The sequence below is a fragment of the Streptomyces sp. NPDC002690 genome (assembly GCF_053592415.1).
This window is the reverse complement of the sequence record NZ_JBSFVR010000008.1, coordinates 1-21284: the sequence shown is the minus strand read 5'-3', so window position 1 is coordinate 21284 and position 21284 is coordinate 1. Positions and strand designations below refer to the sequence as shown.

18 protein-coding genes and 1 rRNA gene are annotated in these 21284 nt (G+C 69.5%); 9 read left to right on the top strand and 10 right to left on the bottom strand.

Annotated elements, in window-relative coordinates:
* The first annotated feature begins 79 nt into the window (after nt 1-79).
* The gene (locus ACWD3D_RS02265) at nt 80-310 is read left to right on the top strand and encodes a hypothetical protein (protein ID WP_451459021.1); all 231 of its coding nucleotides are present in this window, start codon (nt 80-82) and stop codon (nt 308-310) included.
* 121 nt (nt 311-431) lie between these two features.
* On the top strand, nt 432-2129 hold the full coding sequence (locus ACWD3D_RS02260; RefSeq protein WP_451459020.1) for an FAD-binding protein: 1698 nt from the start codon (nt 432-434) through the stop codon (nt 2127-2129).
* Nucleotides 2130-2437: 308 nt separating this feature from the next.
* On the opposite strand, the gene ACWD3D_RS02255 is transcribed toward ACWD3D_RS02260, so the two are convergent.
* The 8 genes from ACWD3D_RS02255 to ACWD3D_RS02220 all read right to left on the bottom strand — a co-directional run bounded on the left by ACWD3D_RS02255 (nt 2438) and on the right by ACWD3D_RS02220 (nt 11508).
* Nucleotides 2438-3163 carry a phosphatase PAP2 family protein gene (locus tag ACWD3D_RS02255; protein ID WP_451459019.1) on the bottom strand — a complete coding sequence of 242 codons (726 nt, stop codon included), beginning with the start codon at nt 3161-3163 and terminating at the stop codon, nt 2438-2440.
* A 381-nt stretch (nt 3164-3544) separates the two neighbouring features.
* Complete coding sequence (locus ACWD3D_RS02250) at nt 3545-4534, bottom strand: C40 family peptidase (RefSeq protein WP_387369235.1); 990 nt, start codon at nt 4532-4534, stop codon at nt 3545-3547.
* 117 nt (nt 4535-4651) lie between these two features.
* Complete coding sequence (locus ACWD3D_RS02245) at nt 4652-5263, bottom strand: hypothetical protein (protein ID WP_451459018.1); 612 nt, start codon at nt 5261-5263, stop codon at nt 4652-4654.
* Nucleotides 5260-7653 carry an alpha/beta hydrolase gene (locus ACWD3D_RS02240; RefSeq protein ID WP_451459017.1) on the bottom strand — a complete coding sequence of 798 codons (2394 nt, stop codon included), beginning with the start codon at nt 7651-7653 and terminating at the stop codon, nt 5260-5262. The genes ACWD3D_RS02245 and ACWD3D_RS02240 overlap by 4 nt, the downstream gene beginning before the upstream one ends.
* A gap of 238 nt (nt 7654-7891) precedes the next feature.
* Nucleotides 7892-8485: a hypothetical protein gene (locus ACWD3D_RS02235; protein ID WP_451459053.1), complete on the bottom strand. Its 594-nt coding sequence runs from the start codon at nt 8483-8485 to the stop codon at nt 7892-7894.
* Nucleotides 8485-10284: an alpha/beta hydrolase gene (locus ACWD3D_RS02230; RefSeq protein WP_451459016.1), complete on the bottom strand. Its 1800-nt coding sequence runs from the start codon at nt 10282-10284 to the stop codon at nt 8485-8487. The genes ACWD3D_RS02235 and ACWD3D_RS02230 overlap by 1 nt, the downstream gene beginning before the upstream one ends.
* Nucleotides 10281-10829, bottom strand: coding sequence for a hypothetical protein (locus ACWD3D_RS02225; RefSeq protein WP_451459015.1), 549 nt, complete (start codon nt 10827-10829; stop codon nt 10281-10283). Before ACWD3D_RS02225 ends, ACWD3D_RS02230 begins: the two co-directional genes overlap by 4 nt.
* A 211-nt stretch (nt 10830-11040) precedes the next feature.
* Complete coding sequence (locus tag ACWD3D_RS02220; protein ID WP_451459014.1) at nt 11041-11508, bottom strand: ATP-binding protein; 468 nt, start codon at nt 11506-11508, stop codon at nt 11041-11043.
* Nucleotides 11509-11700: 192 nt separating this feature from the next.
* Here ACWD3D_RS02220 and ACWD3D_RS02215 point away from each other — a divergent pair, with 192 nt between their 5' ends.
* The 7 genes from ACWD3D_RS02215 to ACWD3D_RS02185 all read left to right on the top strand — a co-directional run bounded on the left by ACWD3D_RS02215 (nt 11701) and on the right by ACWD3D_RS02185 (nt 20279).
* Nucleotides 11701-12555, top strand: coding sequence for a helix-turn-helix domain-containing protein (locus ACWD3D_RS02215; protein WP_451459013.1), 855 nt, complete (start codon nt 11701-11703; stop codon nt 12553-12555).
* A gap of 349 nt (nt 12556-12904) precedes the next feature.
* Complete coding sequence (locus ACWD3D_RS02210) at nt 12905-13213, top strand: hypothetical protein (RefSeq protein WP_266706183.1); 309 nt, start codon at nt 12905-12907, stop codon at nt 13211-13213.
* Nucleotides 13214-13390: 177 nt separating this feature from the next.
* Nucleotides 13391-14278, top strand: a complete 888-nt coding sequence (locus ACWD3D_RS02205) for a hypothetical protein (RefSeq protein WP_451459012.1) — start codon at nt 13391-13393, stop codon at nt 14276-14278.
* Nucleotides 14268-15599: a hypothetical protein gene (locus ACWD3D_RS02200; RefSeq protein WP_451459011.1), complete on the top strand. Its 1332-nt coding sequence runs from the start codon at nt 14268-14270 to the stop codon at nt 15597-15599. Before ACWD3D_RS02205 ends, ACWD3D_RS02200 begins: the two co-directional genes overlap by 11 nt.
* On the top strand, nt 15596-17146 hold the full coding sequence (locus ACWD3D_RS02195) for an SCO6880 family protein (RefSeq protein ID WP_451459010.1): 1551 nt from the start codon (nt 15596-15598) through the stop codon (nt 17144-17146). Before ACWD3D_RS02200 ends, ACWD3D_RS02195 begins: the two co-directional genes overlap by 4 nt.
* 132 nt (nt 17147-17278) lie before the next feature.
* Nucleotides 17279-18694: an ATP-binding protein gene (locus tag ACWD3D_RS02190; RefSeq protein ID WP_451459009.1), complete on the top strand. Its 1416-nt coding sequence runs from the start codon at nt 17279-17281 to the stop codon at nt 18692-18694.
* Nucleotide 18695: 1 nt separating this feature from the next.
* Nucleotides 18696-20279, top strand: coding sequence for a type IV secretory system conjugative DNA transfer family protein (locus ACWD3D_RS02185; protein ID WP_451459008.1), 1584 nt, complete (start codon nt 18696-18698; stop codon nt 20277-20279).
* Nucleotides 20280-20307: 28 nt separating this feature from the next.
* Here ACWD3D_RS02185 and ACWD3D_RS02180 read toward each other — a convergent pair whose 3' ends face one another.
* The gene (locus ACWD3D_RS02180; protein ID WP_451459007.1) at nt 20308-20865 is read right to left on the bottom strand and encodes a GNAT family N-acetyltransferase; all 558 of its coding nucleotides are present in this window, start codon (nt 20863-20865) and stop codon (nt 20308-20310) included.
* Between the two features lie 154 nt (nt 20866-21019).
* Nucleotides 21020-21136, bottom strand: a 5S ribosomal RNA gene (gene rrf, locus ACWD3D_RS02175).
* Between the last annotated feature and the right edge of the window lie 148 nt (nt 21137-21284).

Sequence of the window (21284 nt, the reverse complement as noted above, 5' to 3'; positions counted from 1 at the left end):
TCACGCCGGTCCACCCCGATCGGCGGCGGGGAAGCCTGGACCTCTCCCGTCCGGGCCGACCCACCAGTACCGTGGGCACGTGCATCAGGAAGCTGTTCACCCTGCCCGGCGCACCCCGGCGTGCGCCGCCCATCCCCCCGGCCCCCACGCCCCGTCCGAGCCGGTTGCCGCAGCTCAGGACCACATCGCGACCACCATCGAACGCGGCTCGTTCTGTCTGGCACGCTGCTCCTGCGGCTGGTCCGGACCCGCCCGCCGCTCCCGCGACCTGGCCCGCACCGACGCCGAACGCCACCGGACCGCGACCTGATCCGTCCCCCGCCGGCACCACACCCACCGACGAGGTCCCGAACCGCCCGCCGCTCCGCAGACTCGAGCGCCCGGCATCCTGCCCGGTCGCGGCCCCGCCGCACCGGGCCCCGGAAGGTCCCATGAACCAGCCCTGCCTCACCGGCCCGACGATCCCTACGGCCCGGCACGCGAGCCCCGTGCCCGCACTCGCTCCGCCACTCACCCCGCTCCCCGTCCGGTCGCTCGCCCGGCGCACCGTCCTGGCCGCAGGGGCGTTCGCCGCGCTCACCTCCTGCTCGTCCCCGGACGCCCCCGCCGCCGGCCCTTCCGGGGCTTCCGCCTCGGGCCCGTCCCGCTCCACCGCCGGGTCTCCGGGACCGGCGGTCACTCCGTCCGCGTCCGGCGGCAGCGCCCCGGCGGACTGGCCCGCGCTCGGCCGCGGCCTCGACGGGACCCTCGTACGGCCCGGGGACTCCGCGTACGACACCGCCCGCCGGCTCTACAACACCCGCTTCGACTCCCAGCGGCCCGCAGCCGTCGCCTACGTACGGCACGAGGACGACATACGCGAGTGCCTCGCCTTCGCCCGTACGTCCGGCACCCCCGTGGCGATCCGCAGCGGCGGCCACTCCTACGCGGGCCTGTCCGCCGGCACCGGGCGCCTGGTCGTCGACGTCTCGGCGCTCTCAGGTGTCGACCCGGACGGGACCGTCGGCGCGGGCGCCCGGCTCGGCGACATCTACCGGAGCCTCGGCGCCCACGGCCTCACCGTCCCGGGCGGCTCCTGCGCCACGGTCGGCATATCCGGCCTCACCCTCGGCGGCGGCCACGGCGTGGCCTCTCGCGCGTACGGTCTGACCTGCGACAACCTCACCTCCGCCACCCTGGTCACCGCCGACGGGCGCACCCTGACCGCCGACGCCACCCGGAACAAGGACCTCTTCTGGGCGCTGCGCGGCGGGGGCAACGGCTCCTTCGGGGTCGTCACCCGCCTCGGTTTCCGTACCTCGCCCGCCCCGCAGACCGTCGTCTGCAACCTCAGCTGGCCGTGGTCCCGGGCCGGTGCGGTGCTCGCCGCCTGGCAGGAGTGGGGGCCCGACCAGCCGGACGAGATCTGGTCCTCCCTCCACTTCGACGCGGGCGCCGACGGCGCCGACCCCACCGTGTCGCTCGCGGTGTTCAGCCTCGGCACCTACGGCGACCTGCAGAACGCGGTGGACCGGCTCGCCGACCGCGTGGGGTCGTCCGCCTCCACCGTGTCCCTGCGCCGGCGCGGCTACGAGGAGGCGATGCTGGCCTACGCGGGCTGCGCCGGTCTCACCGCCGACCAGTGCCATCTGCCCGGTACGGCCCCGGGGCGCAAGGCCCAGGGTGTCCTCGGGCGTGAGACGTACGCGGCGGCCTCCGACTTCTTCAACCAGTCACTGCCGCCCGAGGGGGTGCGCTCCCTCACCGGTCGCGTCGAGGCGTTCACCCGGCTGTCCGCGGGAGAGGGCGCGAAGGGGTCGGTCATCCTCACGGCCCTCGGCGGAGCGGTCAACCGGGTCGCCCGGGACGCGACCGCCTTCGTGCACCGCGATTCCCGGATGCTCGCCCAGTACATCGCCGCCTGGAGCCCGGGCGCCCCCGGAACCTCGGCGACCACCGCACAGGGCTGGCTGAAAAGCATCCATGCGGCGATGGGTCCGCACGCCTCCGGAGAGGCGTACCAGAACTACACCGACCCCACGCTCACCGACTGGCGCCGCGCTTACTTCGGTTCCTCCGCCGACCGCCTCGAAAAGCTCCGCGAACAGTACGACCCCGAGAAGCTCTTCGCCGGACCGCAGACCCCGTGAAACCGCCGCGCCCATGAAATAACCACGGCGGGAAACCGCCACCCCGTCAGATCACCGTCCCCCAGCACGGATTCGGCCATCCCAGCACGGGGTCGGCCGTCCCGCCACGGGGTCGGCCGGCCCCGCTACGGAACAGGGCGTCGGCTCCCCCACCGGGGAACCGACGCCCTGCCGTACTCGTGGTGGATCCGCGCCGGCGGTGACGCGTACGACGTCGCCGGCGCACGGCCGCCAGGCCGCTGCCCCCGCCGCACCGCCACCGGCTGACGCATACTCAGGGCGCGCGCGGGTTCAGGCGGCGCGCGGGTTCAGGCGGCGAGGTCCTTGTCTCCCGTACCGCCGCCGCGGCCCGATCTCGGCTCGGGCACTTCCAGCGTGCCGCCGAGGCCACCGGCCGGGACTCCCGCCCGCCTCGACCGCACGAGGAAGCCCAGCCGGGGCGACCGGGAGACGGCCGCCACCAGCGGGGTGAGCAACGCCATGGCCACCGGGGCGAGGAGGAGCGTGACGGCCGTGCCCAGAGCGAGGCCGCCGATCACGTCGGTCGGATAGTGCACACCCATCCAGACGCGGCAGAACCCCTCGGCGAACGCGAGGCCCAGCGCGAGGAATCCGAACTTACGGCCGACCACGAAGATCCCGACCGCCAGCGCCATCGCCATCGTGGCGTGGTCGCTGACGAAGGAGAAGTCGTTCTTTCCCGCGACGAGGACCTCAAGCCCTTCGTGGTCCTTGAACGGCCGTGGGCGCTCCACGAACCCCCGGATGGGAATGTTGACGAGGAGGGCGATGCCCATGGCGAGCGGAGCCCAGACGAGCGCGGCGACCGCCGTCACCGAGTCCTCGGCCGTGCCGCGCCGGCGAACGCTCCACCAGCACCACAGGGCCACCAGGACCATGCCGAGCATGATCCCGTACTCGCCGACGAACTCGACGACGCTGTCGAGCCAAGCGGGAGCCGACTTGGCCAGCCCGTTGATGTCGTAGAGCAGGCTGACGTCGGGGTTCGACCCATCGAGTGCGAGTCCAGCCATCTGCTGCGGCCCCTTGCCTTGTCTGCTGCCGCGACGCGCGTCCATGCGCGCCGCCCGTGGTCGAACCCCCCGTTTTCGGTGCGATCCGGTACCGCGTACCTGTCGACGCGTCCTGCGACACGACGGTGGTCGGGCGATCGCGCGTGGTCAGTGCGCGGGCCTTCCCATTCCAGGGAACGGCCTTCCGGTAGTGACGGTTCCGCCCTCCACCGAATGATCACCATGACGTTATCGAAGAGTGACTCATCGTCGCAGCTCAGGGCCCAGGCTTCACAGAGAGTTCCTACCCACGCCATGGCAACGGCCACCCTCCGCCGTTCCCGCCCGTTCCCGCCCGTTACCCTCGCCCGCTCCCGCGCTTCCGCCACCCCCTCGGGGTACTCAAGCCTGCGGGAGGGCGGTGGGAAGCGCCGCCGCCCCGTCCTTGGTGACCCGCGTCGCACCGAAGTAGTCGGGACTGTCGATCTTGTCGAAACGGATCACCGCCCCGGTGTACGGCGCGTTGATCATGTACCCGCCACCGACGTAGATCCCCACGTGGTGGATGGCCCGCGAGTTGTTCAGATCGTCGGAGAAGAACACCAGGTCGCCGGGGAGCAGCTCGTCCCGGGACGGATGCGCCCCGGCGTTGTACTGGTCGTTGGCGACCCGGGGAAGCTCGATGTCCACGCTCCGGTACGCGGCCTGCGTCAGCCCGGAGCAGTCGAACCGTCCGTTCTGTTCGGCCGTACCGTTGCCGCCCCAGAGGTACGGGGTGCCCAGCTTCTGCTGCGCGTAGTAGATCGCCCCCGCCGCCTGCTGGGACGGTGCCACCCTGCCGACCGGCTTGGCGAAGCTCTTCTCCAGCGACCGGATGATCTTGACGTAGTTCTGCGTCTCGGCGATGGCCGGAACCCCGCCCGCCCGGATGACCCGGTAGGCACCGGCGTTGTAGGAGGCGAGCATGTTGTCGGTCGGATCGCCCGGCACGTCCTTCACGTACCCGGCGAGCTCACAGTCGTACGAAGCGGCCGAGGGGATGGCGTCGGCCGGGTCCCACACGTCCCGGTCACCGTCACCGTCGCCGTCGACGCCGTGCGTGGCCCAGGTGCCCGGGATGAACTGCGCGATGCCCTGGGCCGCCGCCGCGCTCTGCGCCCGCGGGTTCCAGCCGCTCTCCTGGTAGAGCTGCGCGGCGAGCAACGCCGGGTTGATCGCGGCGCAGAGCGTGCCCCACTTCTCCACCAACGGCTGATAGCGCGCGGGCACCGCCCCCTTGGCGAGCCCGACCGACCCGCTCGCCCCGGCGATGCCCGCGGCGGCGGAATACGTACCGACGACGAGCAGCCCCACGAAACAGAGGCACAGCCCGATCCCACCGCCGACGAACACCCAGTATTTCCGCACCCCTCAACCATCCCCTACCGAGCCGCGGTTCAAGGGTCGTTTCGAGGGTGTGTACGAATCGATCGAAGCACTCGCCTCACCCGCGATGTCACTGACGCCCCCTCAGGAGCCTCCCGCCGACCAGTAAGGGGACTTTACGTCGGGCCTCGGCAGAGGGTAGACCCCCTCGTACGCGGGGCCGTTCGGCTTCGACGTGGAGTCGGCCACCTCCGACTTCCGCACGCACGGGCTGTCCACCTCGAAGAACACCTGCCCTCCGCCCCGGACACTCACGCTGATGCCGAACCCCTCCGCCTGCGCGTACACCGCGGGGAATTCCTCGTCCTTGTTGACAGCCTTGATCCGGTACTCGCTGCCGCGCCAGAACTCCGTCACCCGGTCCAGGAACTCCTGGCGCCGCCCGGGGGCCACGACCGTCATCACCGTGCGCCTGCGCGTCACGTCGCAACTGCCCGTCGTGGTGGGACCGTGGGCCCACTGGACCGCGGGCTCGATCGCCCTCAGGGTCAGGTCGAGCATCGAGTCAGCCCGCTCGGCGGCACCCTGCATGTCCATCGCGCCCATGGGGCTCCCCGTACTCCCGCTCGTGCTCGTGCTCGTGTTCGTGGTCGAGCCTGTGGCCGGACCGTCCGATCCCGCCTGCTGCCCGCCGCAGCCGGCCAGTACGAGACCGAGCGCCAGAGTGGCGACCGCCGTCCGGAGCATGCGCCTCATCGCTGTTCCTCAATCTTCAGATTGCTGGAATGTCCCGACACGATCAGGGCGATGGCGTCGGCCGACATGGCGTCCCGCACCGGGTCGAAGTACTGCGAGTGCGCCTCGGCACTGACGCCGTGGCCGCTGATCACCGGCGGCCCGGGGTCGACCGGGAAGCGGACGGCACCGAACGCCTTGCTCGCCGGGTCCTTCCCGAACCAGAGGTCGTCGTCACCCGGGTCCGCGAGATCGCCCGCGATGTACGCACCGGCAGGACCGAGGGCCAGTAGCCCCAGGGAGCCGACGACTGCCTGCGTCTTCGAGGGCAGCTTGGTCACCGGGTCGTTCGCGGCGGCCCCGACGAAGACGTGCCGGGCGCCGACCCCGAGGTCCACCGCCTGGTCCACACCCACCCCCGGACTGCCGACCAGGATGATGTCGTCCACCCCCGGAATCCCGCCCTCCCGCTGCGTCGCGGCCCCCACCGTGCGGGAACCGTAGGAGTGCCCGATCGCGGTGAAGTGCGGGTCCTTGTGGGTGTTGGTCGCCGTCAGGCCGTCCCAGAAGTCGCCGTAGGCCACCCCGCCCTTCTCCGCCCGACCGGTGCCCATGATGGCGAAGTACCCGGCCACGCCGTCGCCGTCCGGCAACTGCGGAGCGTCGTACCCGAGCCAGACGATCGAGGCGCTGGACCGCTCGTAACCCTGCGCACCGATCGCGGTGTCCCGCGCCCGCTTCAGGTCGTTCTCCGCGAACTCCTTGTCCAGCGAGGTGTTCAGCCCCGGCACGTACGCCGACACGTGCTGCGACAGGTCGGGGTTCCCGTACGACACGATCGCCCGGCCGTTGCCCTCGGACCCGATCCCCAGCAGGAACATCGGCGGCTGCGAGCCCTCCTTCAGCTGCCGGTCGATCTCCCTCATCCCTTCGAGGATCTTCTTCGACTTCTTGTCGTCCTTGCCCGCCAGCTCGGCGATCAGGCTCTGGAGGTTCTTCCTGTTCGCCTGGTCCCTCACGGCTGCCGGTATCCCGTCCAGGTTCCCGATCCGCTCCGGGAACAGCTCCAGATACCGCCCGCGCTCGGCCTGGCTCAGCCCGTCCCACCACGCCTTGCGCCCCTTCGCCGAGGCACTCACCGGAATCCGGTCGCTCAGGTACTGCCGCTCGTCCTCGCGGACGGCCGCCGCCACCCGTGACCCGGAGCCGGGCAACCCCATGCCCCCGATCCCGACGCCCCCGAACTGGTCGGCCCACGCCCCCACCGCCGCCACGTAGTCGCCCGCGGCCCACTCGGCCCTGGCGCCGTCCTCGGTCCCACGACCCGCCGCACCCGCCTCCCCGGACAGCCGGTCGACGAGGCCCGCGACCGCCTCCCGCGGGCTCAGCACGGTCCGGGCCGCGCCCCGGAGGTCGCCTCCCAGCCCGTCCACCACCAGACCCTCGAAGAACCCGGCGCCGGAGCCGCCGCTGCGGGACGCGGTGCGGGGGGCGCTGCCCGGGCGGGCCTCGGGGCGGGCGGCCTGGGCGCGCTGAGGGGCGGTGGTGCCGCCGGAGTCTGCGGTGTTTCCCGCGGTGCCGGCGGAGTCTGCTGTGGTACCCGCGGTGCCGGCAGTGGTACCCGCGGCGCCGGCAGTGGTTCCCGCGCTGGTGGTGCTCCCGGACCCGTCCGAGTCGTCGCCGGACACGGCTCCGGTGCCGCCACCGGTAGCGCCGTCATCGCCGCGCTCCGTGGAGCCTCGCGCGCCGCCGGCTGCGCCGCCTGCGGAGCCTTCCTGCCCGTTCCGGCTCTCCCCTCCGGCCACCACATCGCTGCCTGGCGGAGAGCACGCACCTCCGGTCAACTGGCAGATGGCGTTGCGTATCTCCCCGGTGAGTTGGGTCCCGACGGTCGTCGCCATGATCGCCCCGACCAGCGCAGCGACGATCAGCACGAGGCCGAGGTACTCCACCGCGCTCTGCCCACCGTCCCGGCGAGCCACGAACCACCGGACCACGCCAAAGCCCGGCTCCACACGCCGTTCCGCCCGAGGCACGCGGAACCATCCCCGCGCCGCAGGCCGTAACAGCAGCACCACCACACCCACGGGCATCACCAGTTGGGGAAGCCCGGACATCCCGGCACCCTCGGTGTCCCACGTCGCCAACGACCCGAGCACCAGCCAGACATGCGCGGCCAACAGCCCGAACCACACTCCGCGCCCATGGATACGCGCGTAGAACGACAGCACGAAGCCAACGGTCCCCGGCAGAGCCGCGTACAGCAGCATCCCCAGCAGCTGTCCGTCCACCGCATCGACCGAGGACGCCAACGCGAGAACGTTGGTCACACCCACGACCGTGCTCACGAACACCAAGCGCACAAGAACAAGGGCCGCCTGTAACGCCCTTGGCGCACTCCTCCCGCCCATCGCTGTCGGGCTGAGGCTCGTTGCATCACCCCCGGACACCGCAAGCTCTCGTATGCCAGACACGTGGGGACCCCCGGCTCGTCAGTGGGCGCGGTGGCAGGCCAGCCACCGCACGTAGAGGACCACACTCACCCCACCACCGGCATGGGCCCCAGGACCCAAACCAGGACTCAAACATGCCTGCGCGAAAGCCAGTTGAAGCGCAGACGTCCGCACGGGGCCCCGTGCGGGCAATCCCTCACGAGGCCGACGCCCCCGGCGGGAGCGTGGCACCAGCAACGCCCGTGGCCGACCAGAAGTCGGAGTGGATGTTGGGACGCGGGATGTTCTCCATCCCCTCGTAGCTGGGGGTGTTGGGCTGGCTGGTGGGGTCGGCAACCTCGGATTCCTGCACGCAAGGAGTGTCCGCCTCGAAGAAGACCTGCCCCTCCCCGCCAACGATCAGCGCAACTTTAAAGCCATCTTCGGATACCGCGAAGATGGCCGGAAAATCAACACTATTATTTGTGGACATAATTCGATATCCATTATTCTTCCAGAAGCGCTCAACAACGCCGAGAAAGTTACCCCTGCGCTGCGCCGAGATGATTGTCATCAGGGTTCGACGACGCGTCAAACTGCAGCTACCGACAGTAGTGGCGTCGTGAGCCCAATGGACTTCTGGGCTAATAGCCTTCAAAACATCATCCAACATCCCATCCGCCCGCCCAGCGGCCTCTTCCATGTTCATTTCAGAATCATCTCCACTACGCGAGGATGGCAAGGGCGCCCCACACCCCACCAGAAGAATTAGCGCGAGCGACAGCACCGCCTTGCGCCACACACCTTGCATCACCTGTACTCCTCGTTTTTAACCTCACGCGCCCGTCCGACAGAAATTAGCGCAATATTGTTCGCAGAGGCACGGTCCATTGCAGGGTCGAAATAGTTTGAATGCGCTGGCGCCACCCCACCTAAACCAATCAGCGGCTGGCCAGCAGCAACAGGAAATCGGTGCGCACCGAACTCCTCACTCGCAGGATCCTTGCCGAACCACAGATCATCATCCCCTGGATCTGCAAAATCCCCAGCGACTACAGCTCCGTACACACCGCCGAAATAGAAACCCGCCGCGCTAGCGACAATCTGCGTTTTGGTGGGCAGCTTCGTCACTGGATCATTTTCAGCGGCACCTACGAAGACGTGACTTTTGTCGACATTCAAGTCATCTGCATGTTCAGCACCAACACCGGGGCTACCTACAAGAATGATGTCATCCACACCTGGGATCCCGCCATCTTGTTGGGCTGCAGCTCCCACAGTGCGCGAGCCGTATGAATGCCCGATTGCCGTGAGGTGGGGGTCTTCATTCACGTTCGTGACAGCAATACCGTCCATAAATTTATTGAAAACCAAGCCCCCCTTTTCGGCACGCCCAGATCCTGTAACCGCGAGACTCGACCAAGAATCCAGAAGTTGAGGTGCGTCATACCCAAGCCATGCGATTGACGCGGCCCCAGAATCCCAGCGCCGCATCCCTTTGACCGTATCTCGAGCCCTCCTCAAATCATCTTTCGCAAATCTAATGTCCAAAGACGTATTCAGCCCCGGCACGTAAGCCGCAACATTCTTCGAAGTATCCGGGTTTCCGTAGGCCACAATCGCGCGCCCGTTCCCCTCATCGCCGATCCCGAGCAGGTACATGGGCGGGTCTCCAGGCTTGAGCGGCGCCTGAAGCTGCTGATCGATCAGCCGTAACGCTTCCAGCTTCTCCGCAGCCTCGCCACCGTCCATTGCCGCCAACTTGCCGATCAGCAACTGGAGGCTGTCCCGGTTGGCGGCGTCGCGTACCAGAGCAGGGATGCCGTCGAGGTTCCCGATGATGTCCGGATAGGTCGCGAGGTACTCGTCGCGCAGTTCCTGCGAAAGACCGGCCCACCACTCCATACGCTCGGCGGCCGATGCCTGATACGGAATGTGGTCGTTCAGATAGGCCCGGGCCGCTTCGCGCACGGATGCCATGTCGGCCGCCGCATCGGTCCACGTGGAATCCGGGACATCCAGGCTGTCCTCGGCCTTCAACTCGCGGAGAATGCTCGCGTACCGCACGTCCGCGTCAGCGGCCAAGGCCACCGCCCTGGCGATCCGGTCCGCGATGTCCTGGGCAGCCGCCGCGTGAGGATTGGGAGCGGTCAGGGTGCCCGAGGGTGCCATCAGATCGGGGAATCCGCCGCCGGCAGCAGTCGTCCCGCCCGGCAGAGGCTTGTCGGCGATCAACCCCTCTCTCGCGGGGTACGACACGGATCCGTTGGCGTGCACGGTGAACTTCAGGCTCTCTGCCTCCGCCAGCGCCTCTCGGACCGATTTCTGATGCGTGCGTACCTCGTGGGCCAGGCTGTTGAGTGCCGTACGTACGAGTCCGGTTTCCGTGTAGGCGTACTGGAAGTTCCGGGCCAGCCGACGCAGACGGTCGAGGGCGGCGTCCACCGCCTCGCCTTCCTGAGTCTCGCGGAGGCCGGTGAGAATCTGCTGGTCGATCCGGTCCCGTGCCGCGTCGGCCCGGTGGCTGAGACGACCCCAGCCATCTGCGGCGCAGTCCAACTCCCCGCACGGCACCGCGAGCAAAGCGGACCAGGTCAGCGTGCCCCTCACCCGTCGCTCCCGCCGAGCAGATACAGCGAGGACTGCGGCCGGGGCAGAGCCCGCAGCGGCGGAGTCGGCTGTGCAGGAAGATCCACCAGCGGGCCGAACCCGTCACGTACCGATTCGTCCGTCGCCCGCTGGTCTCTGGCGACCGCCCGCAGTTTGCCGGCGAGGTTTCCGCACTCGCCCTGTGCCGTCGACATGCGACGCACCCACGACTCACGGACCACCGCGAGCTCACTCAGAACCGCGAAGTCACCGGAGCCCTCGCTCGTCAGCAAGCCCTCGTGCGACTTCTCCAGTTCCTGCCTCGCCGTGCCGAGATGTGTGTGCAACTCCTCGGCGCCGCCCGCTGCCCTGGTCCACGGCTCGGCATGGTGCCGCAGCCGGTCGTAGCCGGAGACCGGACCGGACACCACCCCCTTCCCCACGTCGTCGCTCGGCCCGTGCCCCGGCCCCTCCCCCGGCCCGCCGACGTCGCGGCCGTGGACCACCTGCTTCTCCGCCGGATCACCCGGCGTCCGCCACGCTTGCGGCTGTCCGACCACGGACATACCACCACCCCGTTCTTTGATCCTCGATCCTCGATCGTGGAGCGGCAGAACTGTGCCTGATCCGGGGAGGGCGGCGCGCCGCCCTCCCAAGGATCTACGTGGAACGGCCCCGGAATTTCAGGGGTGTCCAGGGGTACGCCGGACTACGGTTTCACCCGAACGATGGGCAGCCCATCGACCCGTACCGCCCGAGTGGTGCCAGCGGGCACGTTCACTCGGGCTTCTCCCCGCACACCACCCACAGCAGCTTGCCGCCCTCACCGGCCGGGCCCGCGGGCAGGACACGACCACCCCAGCTCTCCGCACACATCTGTACGAGAGTCAGTCCCCGTCCGCGTTCCGTGAGCGTCGTCTGCTGGGCCGGTACGCACACCCCGCTGCTCCCGCCGTCCCCGGCTCCCCGGAAAGGGGGCGGGATCTCCGGATTGCTGTCCCAGACACTGAGCCGGATGCGTCGATGCCCCGCGCCACACATCCGGAGCGAGTACGCCCCCCAGGAGTGCTGGTACGCGTTGGTGGTCAGCTCACTCACCAGCAGTTCTGCGGTGTCGCCCAGTGCGGTCATGCCGTGTGCGCGCAGCACGACCCGCAGGACCGAGCGGGCCACGCCTGGCGAGCGCGGGTCATGCGGCAGTTGAAGGGTGTACGCCCACGGCGGCGATACGGTGGGTGCATGCATGGAAGTCCCCGTTCGGATGGTGTGGTTGGCGGGCCCCGCACGGCACCCGGCGTCCGAACCGGCCGGCCGGCGGGCTCGTCGCGGGCACCTTGTCCCACGATCACGGTAAAGGTGCCATGTAATACATTCCCCGCAGTTGGGGTAATGCATGCCCCAAGACACCCGTACGAGTGACTGGGCGAAGGGAGGCCGATGGCGACCAACTCGACCCCGACGGCGCGTCGGCGACGACTGGGCGCGGAGCTGCGCAAACTGCGCGAGCGCGCCGGGATCACCGCCACGGAGGCGGCGGTCCTGCTCGGCGGCAACCAGGCGCGCATCAGCAACATCGAGGCGGGACGGTACGGCGTGAGCGCCGACCGGGTACGCGCCCTCTCCCGCCACTACGCGTGCACCGACCGTGGACTCGTGGAGGCGCTGGCGGCGATGACCGGCGAACGCCGCGGCGGCTGGTGGGAGGAGTACCGGGGCGACCTTCCGGGCAACCTGCTGGACCTGGCCGAGCTCGAACACCACGGCACCGCCCTCCGTGCAGCCACCGTCTGCACCGTCCCGGACCTCCTCCAGACCGTGGACCACGCCCGCGAGGTCCTCACCCGGGGCGTACCCGAACTGTCGCCGCCCGAGGCCGAACGGCGGCTCTCCTTCCGCATCAGACGGCAGGAGGTCGTCTTCCGCACCGAGGCGGCCCCGTACCGGGTGATCGTCCACGAAGCCGCCCTGCGTATGGGGCTGGGCGGCCCCCGGGTCGCCGGCGCGCAGCTGCGTCACCTCTTGGCGATGAGCGAACGGGAGACCGTCTCCCTCCGTGTCATCCCCTTCGCGTCCGAGGGGCACCCAGGGGCCGGGCAGCCGATCACGTACGTACAGGGTTCGGTCGCACAACTGGACACCGTGCACCTGGAGCAGGCACACGGCCTGGCCCAGCTGGACGCCGAGCCGCTGCTCCGGACGTACCGTCAGTTGCTGGACCGGCTCGAAACGTTCGCCCTTGACGTGCGGGCGACGCGCGACCTCCTGCACGCCCTCGCAACGACGGGCCCATAGGCGCGGGCGGCTTGACGGAACGTCGGGTGTGCGCCGACGGCGCACACCCGGCTCTCGAACAGCGCATGCGAACACGGGCGCCCCGACGAACGCTCCGATCGCGACGGAAACCATGACCTTCGTCATTGCTCCTCGTCACGGAGCGTGATACACAGAGTAACCAGCCAGTGGTCCAGCCGCCCTGGCCACACCGCAGCTCAGGACGGCCACCCCGGTCATTTGTGCGAGATCCGGGTAAAGAGACCCGGGAAGGCGTCGTGCTGGCGGGGTTTCATCAGCGAAGATAAGCAGACACGACCCGCACCGGACGGCGCGGGCGTCGAACTACACAGCAGGGGCGGTGACTTACATGATCCTGGCAGCTGAGAAGGGCGACATCACCACCATCATCGGCGGAATCGCCCCGAACTGGGGCCCGTTCGGGACGCTGGGCAACGAAGCACGCATCATGGTCGAGGTAGTGATGGCGGTAGCCATCCTGCTCTGTCTCGGTATCGCGATCTGGGGCGCGGCCAAGCAGCGCATCGGCGCGACAGCCCTGCGCGACACCTTCAGCGCCGAACAGGGCAAGGGGCTGATCGTCGCCGGGCTGACCGGCGTCTTCATCATCGGATCCCTCGGCACCCTGTTCACCATCGTGTACGGCATGGCTGTCTGACGCGCGATCAGCGAAATCTCCCGCTGCCGCATCCCGTCTCCCCATCATCCGCCCGTCGCGTCACCGGCTGAGGTCGAGTCATCCCATGTCGAGTCACCACACCGCACCCGCGCGGCGCCCAGCAGAGCTACCGTCGTACGACGGAGGACCGCACACGGCTGAGGGGACGTACGCGGCATGAGCTACGACGATGAGCAGGGCTACGGAAGCAGGGATTCCGGCGGCCGGGGCGACGACGCGTACAGCACGCTGGGCGGAACCCGCCAGACGCGCACCCGCCTCCCCGAGGGCAACCCCGGCACGCCCCACGGCCGCCGGCCCGCCCGCAACACCCGCTCGCTGGTCATGGCAGTCGGCGTAGTCGTGCTACTCGTCGCCGCCATCGCGTTCGCGAACCTCGGCGGCAACGACAAGGGTGACAACGTGGACCCGGCCGTCCCCGGCAGCAGCCGCGCGAACACCGCCGGAGGCACCGCCCCGACCACCCCCACCGGCACCGACCCCGTCACGGGTACGAACGGCGGCATCGCTTCGGGGTTCGCCCATGACGAGCAGGGGGCCCAGAGCGCGGCGGCGAACTACACGGTCGTGCTCGGATCCGATCAAATGTTCACCAGTGACGGTCGCCACAAGATCACTGAGGCCGTCTACGCCCCGGATGTCGCTGCGTCCCGTCAGGCCCGCATCGACGAGGCCTACTCCGGCGCAGCATTCCTTTCCAGCATCGGACTCAATCCCGACGGCACCCCCCCGGACGCCTTGACCTTCATCTCTCGATCCAATCCGGTGGGAGCCAAGATCGCGAAGTACAGCGGAGACCAAGCAACCGTCGCCGTCTGGTATTCGGCTCTATTCGGCCTTGCGGGAGAGGGTTCCAAAAACCCTGTATCCGAAGGCTGGTACACCACCACGTACGAACTGGAGTGGGTCAACGGCGACTGGAAGGTCACCGACTTCACGCAAAAGGACGGACCTGTACCCGTAGGACGCGACCAGGCGGCTTCACCGGCTGATCAAATGGCAGATGCGGTGAAGCAATTCGGAGGGTTCACCTATGCGCGATAGAAGGTACCGCCGGATCTCGGCGGCGACTGTCGTTGGATCCGTCCAGGTCGGCGTATTCGCCTTTGCCGCCCATGCTGGTGCAGCGCCGTCGCCTAGCCCTTCTCCTTCTGCCAGCAACAATGCGTGCGATCTGATCCGAGGCCCGGCCAAGGACTACTGCGAAGGCGACGCCGGCACCCGCACCACACCCCCCGACACCACCGACGACCCCCTGGACCCCCTCACCTCCCTGGCCCACGGCTGTGCCGACGCCGCGTCGTACCTCATCGGCCAGCTCAGCAAGGCCGTCGAGGGTACCGCCAGCGTCGACTTCACCAACGAGTCCTTCCGCAAGCAGTACGCGATCGTCTTCGCCGCCTCCACGATCCTGACCCTGGTCCTCTGGCTGTTCGCCGTGGCGAAGAGGGCGATCCGGGGAGTCCCGTTCACCACCGCGATCTCCGAGGCCGTCGGGTATCTCTGGCTCACGGTGCTGGCTTCCGCGTTCACTCCGCTCATCCTTTACGTCGTCGTCTCCGCCACCGACGGGGTCACCGAGGTCATTTCGTCCGCCACCGGCGGTCAGTCCGACGTGTTCTTCGGCTCGTTCGCCGAGGCGCTCGAAAAGGGCGACGGCATGGGCGGCGGGCCGATCATGCTGATCGTCGTCTCGCTGGTGTCCCTTCTCGCCGCGGGCATTCTCTGGCTGGAACTGGTCATCCGGGCGGCGCTGCTCTACGTCGGCGCGCTGTTGGGCGTGGTGGTGTACGCGGGGCTCGTCGACAAGAACATGTGGGGCCACGTACGCCGCTGGGCGGGCATCATGATCGCGGTGATCATGGTCAAGCCGGTGATCGTGATCGTCCTCGGCCTCGCGGGAGCACTCTCCTCCGACGACGGCCCGGACGCGCTCTCCGCCGTCGTCTCGGGGCTTTCGATCATCCTGCTCGCGATCTTCGCGTCGGCGATGATCTACCGCTTCGTCCCCGGGTTCGGCGACGAGATCCAGGGTGCGCGCACCAACCGCAAGCAGGCCACCGACGGCTCCCAGGCCGCCGCCCTGGTCAGTTCGCCCGCCGCTCTCGTCTCCCAGGGCATCAAGACGCACAGCGGGCGCAACGACCAGAACGGCGGAGGCGGCGGGGGCGGCGGCGGACGCCCGGCCAACCCCATCGGCGGCGGTGTCGCGGCGCACGGGTCCCGGGGCGGGGGCGGCGGAGGAGCCGCGCCCGCACCCCGCAGCGGTTCGGGTCCCACCTCCGGGACCCCCCACAGCAGCCGCTCCCCGCGGGGCGGTTCCGGCAGCACAGGTAATCCGAGCACAGGAGGTGGAGGGCGGTGACGATCCAGTCCCACCCGATCACGCCCCGCCGCACGTATCTCATCGGCCGGGCCCGGCCGAACGCGATCGTCGGCAAGAACCGCGAGACCGGCGAGATCGCCCTCATCATCGTCGGCGCGTTCCTCGGGATGATGAGCGGACTCGTCGTACCGGTCCTCTCCCTGCGCATCGCGCTGCTCACCGGGTTCCCGATGCTGGCCCTGGCCGTCGTGTACGTCCCGTACAAGCACCGGACCTTCTACAAGTGGTTCGAGATCAACCGCAGCTACAAGCGCTCCCTGCGCCGCGGCACCGCCTACCGCTCCTCCGCGATGGAGGCCGGGGTGCGGGGTGACGGTCGCGAGGTCGAGGTCGGCCCGCCGCCCGGGATCGGGCGGATCAGCTGGCTCTCCGCCCCGTTCGGGCCGGACGAGATGGCGGTGCTGCTGCACGCCGACCGCCGCACGGTGACCGCCGCGATCGAGATCGAGGGCCCCGGCGTCGGGCTGCGCGACAGCGAGGACCAGGAGGCGCTGGTCGACCGGTTCGGCACCCTGCTCAAGCACGTGGCCAACGGCGACGGCTTCGTCACCCGCATCCAGATGCTGGCCCGTACCCTCCCCGCCGACCCCGACGCGCACGCGAAGGACGTCGCCCAGCGGGGCGACAACCACGCGCCGCGCTGGCTCCAGGACTCGTACGACCAGCTGCAGTCCATGGTCTCGACGTCCAGCGAGCAGCACCGCGCGTACCTCGTCGCCTGCATGCACCACAGCCGCGAACTCAGTGCCGAAGCCGCCGCGATGGCCCGCGCGGCGCGCCCGCAGGGTGGCCGCAAGCTGGACCGCGACGCCGGTCTCGCCGTCGTGATGGCCCGCGAACTCACCGACATCTGCGCCCGCCTCGCCGAGGCCGACATCCGGGTGCGTCAGCCGCTCGGGCAGAGCCGGCTCGCCTCGCTGGTGCACTCGATGTACGACCCCGACCACCCGATCGACCACATCCAGGCGATGACCAAGCGGAATGCCTGGCCGGCCGAGCTGGACGCGATGGAGCCGACGTACCTCCAGGCCAAGACCCGGGAGTCGACCACCCGCGCCCCCTGGTGCCACGCCACGGCCTGGGTGAAGGAGTGGCCGATGACGCCGGTGGGCGTCAACTTCCTGGCCCCGCTGCTCGTCCACACCCCCGACGTCATCCGTACGGTCGCCGTCACGATGGATCTCGAACCCACCGAGGTCGCCATCGAGCGGATGCTGACCGAGAAGACCAACGACGACGCCGAGGCCAGCCGCCAGGCCAAGATGAACCGCACCGTCGACCCCCGCGACATCGCCGCCCACGGCCGTCTCGACCAGCGCGGCGAGGATCTCGCGAGCGGTGCGGCGGGGGTGAACCTGGTGGGGTACATCACCGTCTCCTCGCGTTCCCCCGAGGCGCTCGCCCGCGACAAGCGGACGATCCGGGCGTCGGCCGGCAAGTCGTACCTGAAGCTGGAGTGGTGCGACCGCGAACACCACCGCGCCTTCGTGAACACCCTGCCGTTCGCGACCGGCATCCGCCGCTGACGCGCGCGGTCCCCGCCCTGCTGCCCGGCCACCTCCGGGCAGCACCCCGCACCACAGCACCACCCCCACCTCCGGGCGACCGGAAGCAGTCGAGAGAGAGGGCAGCCACTCGTGCGAGACCCACTGTCCGCATTGTCGGAAGCCTTCACCGCGTTCCTCTTCGGCAAGGTGGAGACGACCCGCCTGCCCGTGCGTACCTCCACGGGCCAGGCACAGGCCGTCTACCTTCCCACCGCCGCGCCCGGTCTCGGCGACTCCGGGGTGATCATCGGGCGCGAGGTGTACTCCGGCAAGGGCTACATCTACGACCCGTTCCAGCTGTACGGGCAGCAGCTGCCCGCACCGCACTGGCTGGTGCTCGGCGAGTCCGGCAACGGCAAGTCCGCGCTGGAGAAGACGTACGTGCTCCGCCAGCTCCGCTTCCGCGACCGCCAGGTCGTGGTGCTCGACGCCCAGGGCGAGGACGGGCACGGCGAGTGGAACCTCATCGCCGAGGAGCTGGGGATCACCCCCATCCGGCTCGACCCCACCGCCGCCCTGAACGGCGGTATCCGGCTCAACCCGCTCGACCCCGCGATCACGACGACCGGCCAGCTCGCCCTGCTCCGAACGATCATCGAGGTGGCCATGGGCCACGGCCTCGACGAGCGTTCCGGCTTCGCGCTGAAGGTCGCCCACGCGTACGTCAATCTGACGATCACGCAACGCCAGCCTGTCCTGATGGACATCGTCGAGCAGTTGCGTCACCCGGAGCCCGAGTCCGCCGAGGCGATGAACGTCGACATAGACGACGTACGGGCCTGGGGTCTCGACGTCGCCCTGGTGCTGGACCGCCTGGTCGACGGTGACCTGCGCGGCATGTTCGACGGCCCGACGACCGACGGCATCGACCTGGACTCGCCGCTGATCGTCTTCGACCTCTCGCACATCGACCGCAACTCGATCGCCATGCCGATCCTGATGGCGATCGTCGGCGTCTGGCTGGAGCACACCTGGATCAGGCCGGACCGGAAGAAACGCATCTTCCTGGTCGAGGAGGCCTGGCACATCATCAACTCCCCGTTCGTCGCCCAGCTCTTCCAGCGGCTGCTGAAGTTCGGCCGCCGGCTCGGGCTCTCGTTCGTCGCCGTCGTGCACCACCTCAGCGACGTCGTGGACGGCGCCGCGGCGCGCGAGGCCGCAGCGATCCTCAAGATGGCCTCCACCCGGACGATCTACGCCCAGAAAGCCGACGAGGCCCGGGCGACGGGCCGGGTCATCGGGTTGCCGCGCTGGGCGGTCGAGATCATCCCCACCCTGACGCCTGGCATCGCGGTGTGGGACGTCAACGGCAACGTCCAGGTCGTGAAGCACCTGATCACGGAGGCCGAGCGCCCTCTCGTCTTCACCGACCGCGCGATGACGGAGTCGTCCGCGAACCCGGCGGACGACCTGGACGACCTGCTTCCCGAGTACGCGCGCGAAGCGGAGCGGGAGACGGAACAGCGGGCGGCCCGCATCGAGCGCCAACAGAGGCTCGACGAGTCGTCCGAGTCCACGGTGGCCTGAGGTGACGCGCACCTCGACGGGCTCCGACCCCGGGCACCCTCCGGCCCGCCGCGAGGAAAGGGGCGGCGGCGTCCCGGACGGACTGCTGATCGGCGGACTCGCCTTCCTCCTCGGGGTGACGGTCCTGATGTGGACGGCCACCGGACTCGCCGGCCTGTTCGCCCATGGGGCATGGCCCGACGGTGTGTCCCTGTCACGGACCCCCTCGGCCCTGCGCCTGCTCGCGGGCTCGCCCAAGGACCTCGCCGGCGCTTGGCCGAGCACCCCGCCCGGCGAACTCTCCGGCTACGGCCTCTTCTGGGGCCTGCTCATCAGCGAACTGCTGGTACTGGTGGTCCTCGGTGTGTTCGTCCTCGGCGCTGTCACGCGAGGCCGCGCGGTACGCCGTCGCGCCCGCGAGGAACGCCAAGAGCGCCAAGAGCGCCAGGCCCAGCAGGAACGCCAGGTACGGCAGCCGCGCCAGGAGGACGGGGACCCCCGCCAGGAACACCCGGCAGCCCCGCCCATGGCCGCGGTGCCCTTCCGGAAACCCCCGCCGAACCCCCCGGCCGCCGCTCCCGTACCGGGATTCGAACCGGGTCTCGTGCCGACTCCGGGCCCACTTCCGGCCGCGGAGGAATCCGAGCCGCTCGTACCCGCCCCCAGGCCCCCTGGTACGCCCGTTCTCCTCTACGCGACCGCCGCCGAGCGACGGCCCACCGCCGTCCAGGCCGTGCTGGACGCCCCCGGCCCCGTCCTGGTGGTCACCTCGGACCCCACGGTCTGGGCGGAGACGAAGGACGCCCGTGCCAAGCTCGGGCCCGTCCTCGTCCACGACCCGGGGCACCTCTGCGACACCCCGGCCCGGCTCCACTGGTCGCCGACCGCCGGCTGCGAACAGCCCGAGGTGGCGGCCTCCCGGGCCGCCGCCCTCCTCGCGCCGGTACGTCCACAGGCCCGCATCGACGAGGCCACCGCCGACACCGCGCAGACCCTGCTCCAGTGCTGGCTGCACGCCGCGGCCGTCGACGGCCGCCCGTTCCGCCAGGTCCACCGCTGGGCGATGGGGGGCGGCGCCCAGGAGGGAGTACGGCTCCTCCGCACCCACCCGAAGGCGGCCTCCGGGATCGCCGGCCTGCTGGAGTCCGCCCTCACGGCCCACCCCGAACGTCGCCGGGCAGCCCAGGAACTGACGGCACGGGCGCTGAGCGCACTGGCCACGGTCCATGTCCGCGAGGCCTGCACACCTCATCGATCCGATACGGCCGCGTTGGGTTCCTTCGCCCTCGAAGGGGGAACCCTGTATGTGGTCGGCGAGTCCGTCGAGGATCCTCGCCACCAGCCGGGCGCGATGCCTCTGCTCACCGCGCTCGCCTCGCACGTGGTCGAGCACGGCCGCCGCATGGCCGCACGGTCAACCGACGGTCGGCTCGACCCACCAATCACGCTGGTCCTCGACGACATCGCCGCCGTCGCCCCGCTGCCCTGCCTGCCCGAGCTGCTGGCGACCGGCGAGCGCCAGGGCATTCACACGCTGGCACTGCTCCGCTCCCCCGAACAGGCCCGTGCCCGCTGGCGTACCCCGCTGACGCCGCCGGCCGTGTAGCCCGCAGCCCCACCTCGGGCACTCCCGCTCAGCCGCGCTCGCGTACGTACTCCAGCTCGTCCTCACCCGGAACCCCCGGTACCGGCACGGTGTTGCCGGTGGGTACGAATCCGTACCGCCGGTAGAACGCGGCGGCACGCGGGTTGTTCTCGTGGACGAAGAGCCGCAGGCGTACGAGGTACGGATCGTCGAGCCCGAACGCCCATTCCTCGGCGGCCCGGAAGAGCGCGTCGGTCAGCCCGGAACCCCGGACCTCCGGACGCACGAAGACCCCGACCAGGTGCCCCTGAGTGGCCTCCGCCTTTCCCCCGAAGACGTCCTCCCGATCGGGACGCTCGACGAGAACCGTGACCGAACCCATCCAGCGCCCGTCGGCCGCCTCTGCGACGAACTGGGCCACGTCACTGCCCTCGGCCCCGCCGGCGGTCCGCTGCTGCCAGAACGAGTCGGGCTGCCCGGCAGCGCTCTCGTAAGTCTCCAGGAACGCCACCGGTGCCGCCGGGTCCTGGAGGGCCAGCAGCCGCAGTTCCTTGACCGACGGCCACTCCTCGGTGCGCACACGCCGCATCACATGATCGGTATTCATTCGGTCATGCTGCCCGCGTGCCGGCAGACCGGTCAATCGGATTCCGGCATGGTGTCGCAGGAATCCCAAGAACCGGGACGGCGAACTTCACGCAATTGTCCGTAAACGCAGAAAACCCCCGTGCCCAAAGGCACGGGGGTCTCCCGGAAAAATTGTTCGGCGGCGTCCTACTCTCCCACAGGGTCCCCCCTGCAGTACCATCGGCGCTGAAAGGCTTAGCTTCCGGGTTCGGAATGTAACCGGGCGTTTCCCTAACGCAATGACCACCGAAACACTATGAAATTAACCAACCGGATGAAAACACGGCGGTTGTTATTTCAGAACCAACACAGTGGACGCGAGCAACTGAGGACAAGCCCTCGGCCTATTAGTACCAGTCAGCTCCACCCGTTACCGGGCTTCCACATCTGGCCTATCAA

Coding starts and splice junctions, on each gene's coding strand:
- ACWD3D_RS02240 (WP_451459017.1), bottom strand. CDS start 7,653: ATGGGCGGGAGGAGTGCGCCAAGGGCGTTACAGGCGGCCCTTGTTCTT.
- ACWD3D_RS02205 (WP_451459012.1), top strand. CDS start 13,391: ATGAGCTACGACGATGAGCAGGGCTACGGAAGCAGGGATTCCGGCGGC.
- ACWD3D_RS02255 (WP_451459019.1), bottom strand. CDS start 3,163: ATGGCTGGACTCGCACTCGATGGGTCGAACCCCGACGTCAGCCTGCTC.
- ACWD3D_RS02245 (WP_451459018.1), bottom strand. CDS start 5,263: ATGAGGCGCATGCTCCGGACGGCGGTCGCCACTCTGGCGCTCGGTCTC.
- ACWD3D_RS02220 (WP_451459014.1), bottom strand. CDS start 11,508: ATGCATGCACCCACCGTATCGCCGCCGTGGGCGTACACCCTTCAACTG.
- ACWD3D_RS02210 (WP_266706183.1), top strand. CDS start 12,905: ATGATCCTGGCAGCTGAGAAGGGCGACATCACCACCATCATCGGCGGA.
- ACWD3D_RS02200 (WP_451459011.1), top strand. CDS start 14,268: ATGCGCGATAGAAGGTACCGCCGGATCTCGGCGGCGACTGTCGTTGGA.
- ACWD3D_RS02235 (WP_451459053.1), bottom strand. CDS start 8,485: ATGCAAGGTGTGTGGCGCAAGGCGGTGCTGTCGCTCGCGCTAATTCTT.
- ACWD3D_RS02225 (WP_451459015.1), bottom strand. CDS start 10,829: ATGTCCGTGGTCGGACAGCCGCAAGCGTGGCGGACGCCGGGTGATCCG.
- ACWD3D_RS02215 (WP_451459013.1), top strand. CDS start 11,701: ATGGCGACCAACTCGACCCCGACGGCGCGTCGGCGACGACTGGGCGCG.
- ACWD3D_RS02180 (WP_451459007.1), bottom strand. CDS start 20,865: ATGAATACCGATCATGTGATGCGGCGTGTGCGCACCGAGGAGTGGCCG.
- ACWD3D_RS02260 (WP_451459020.1), top strand. CDS start 432: ATGAACCAGCCCTGCCTCACCGGCCCGACGATCCCTACGGCCCGGCAC.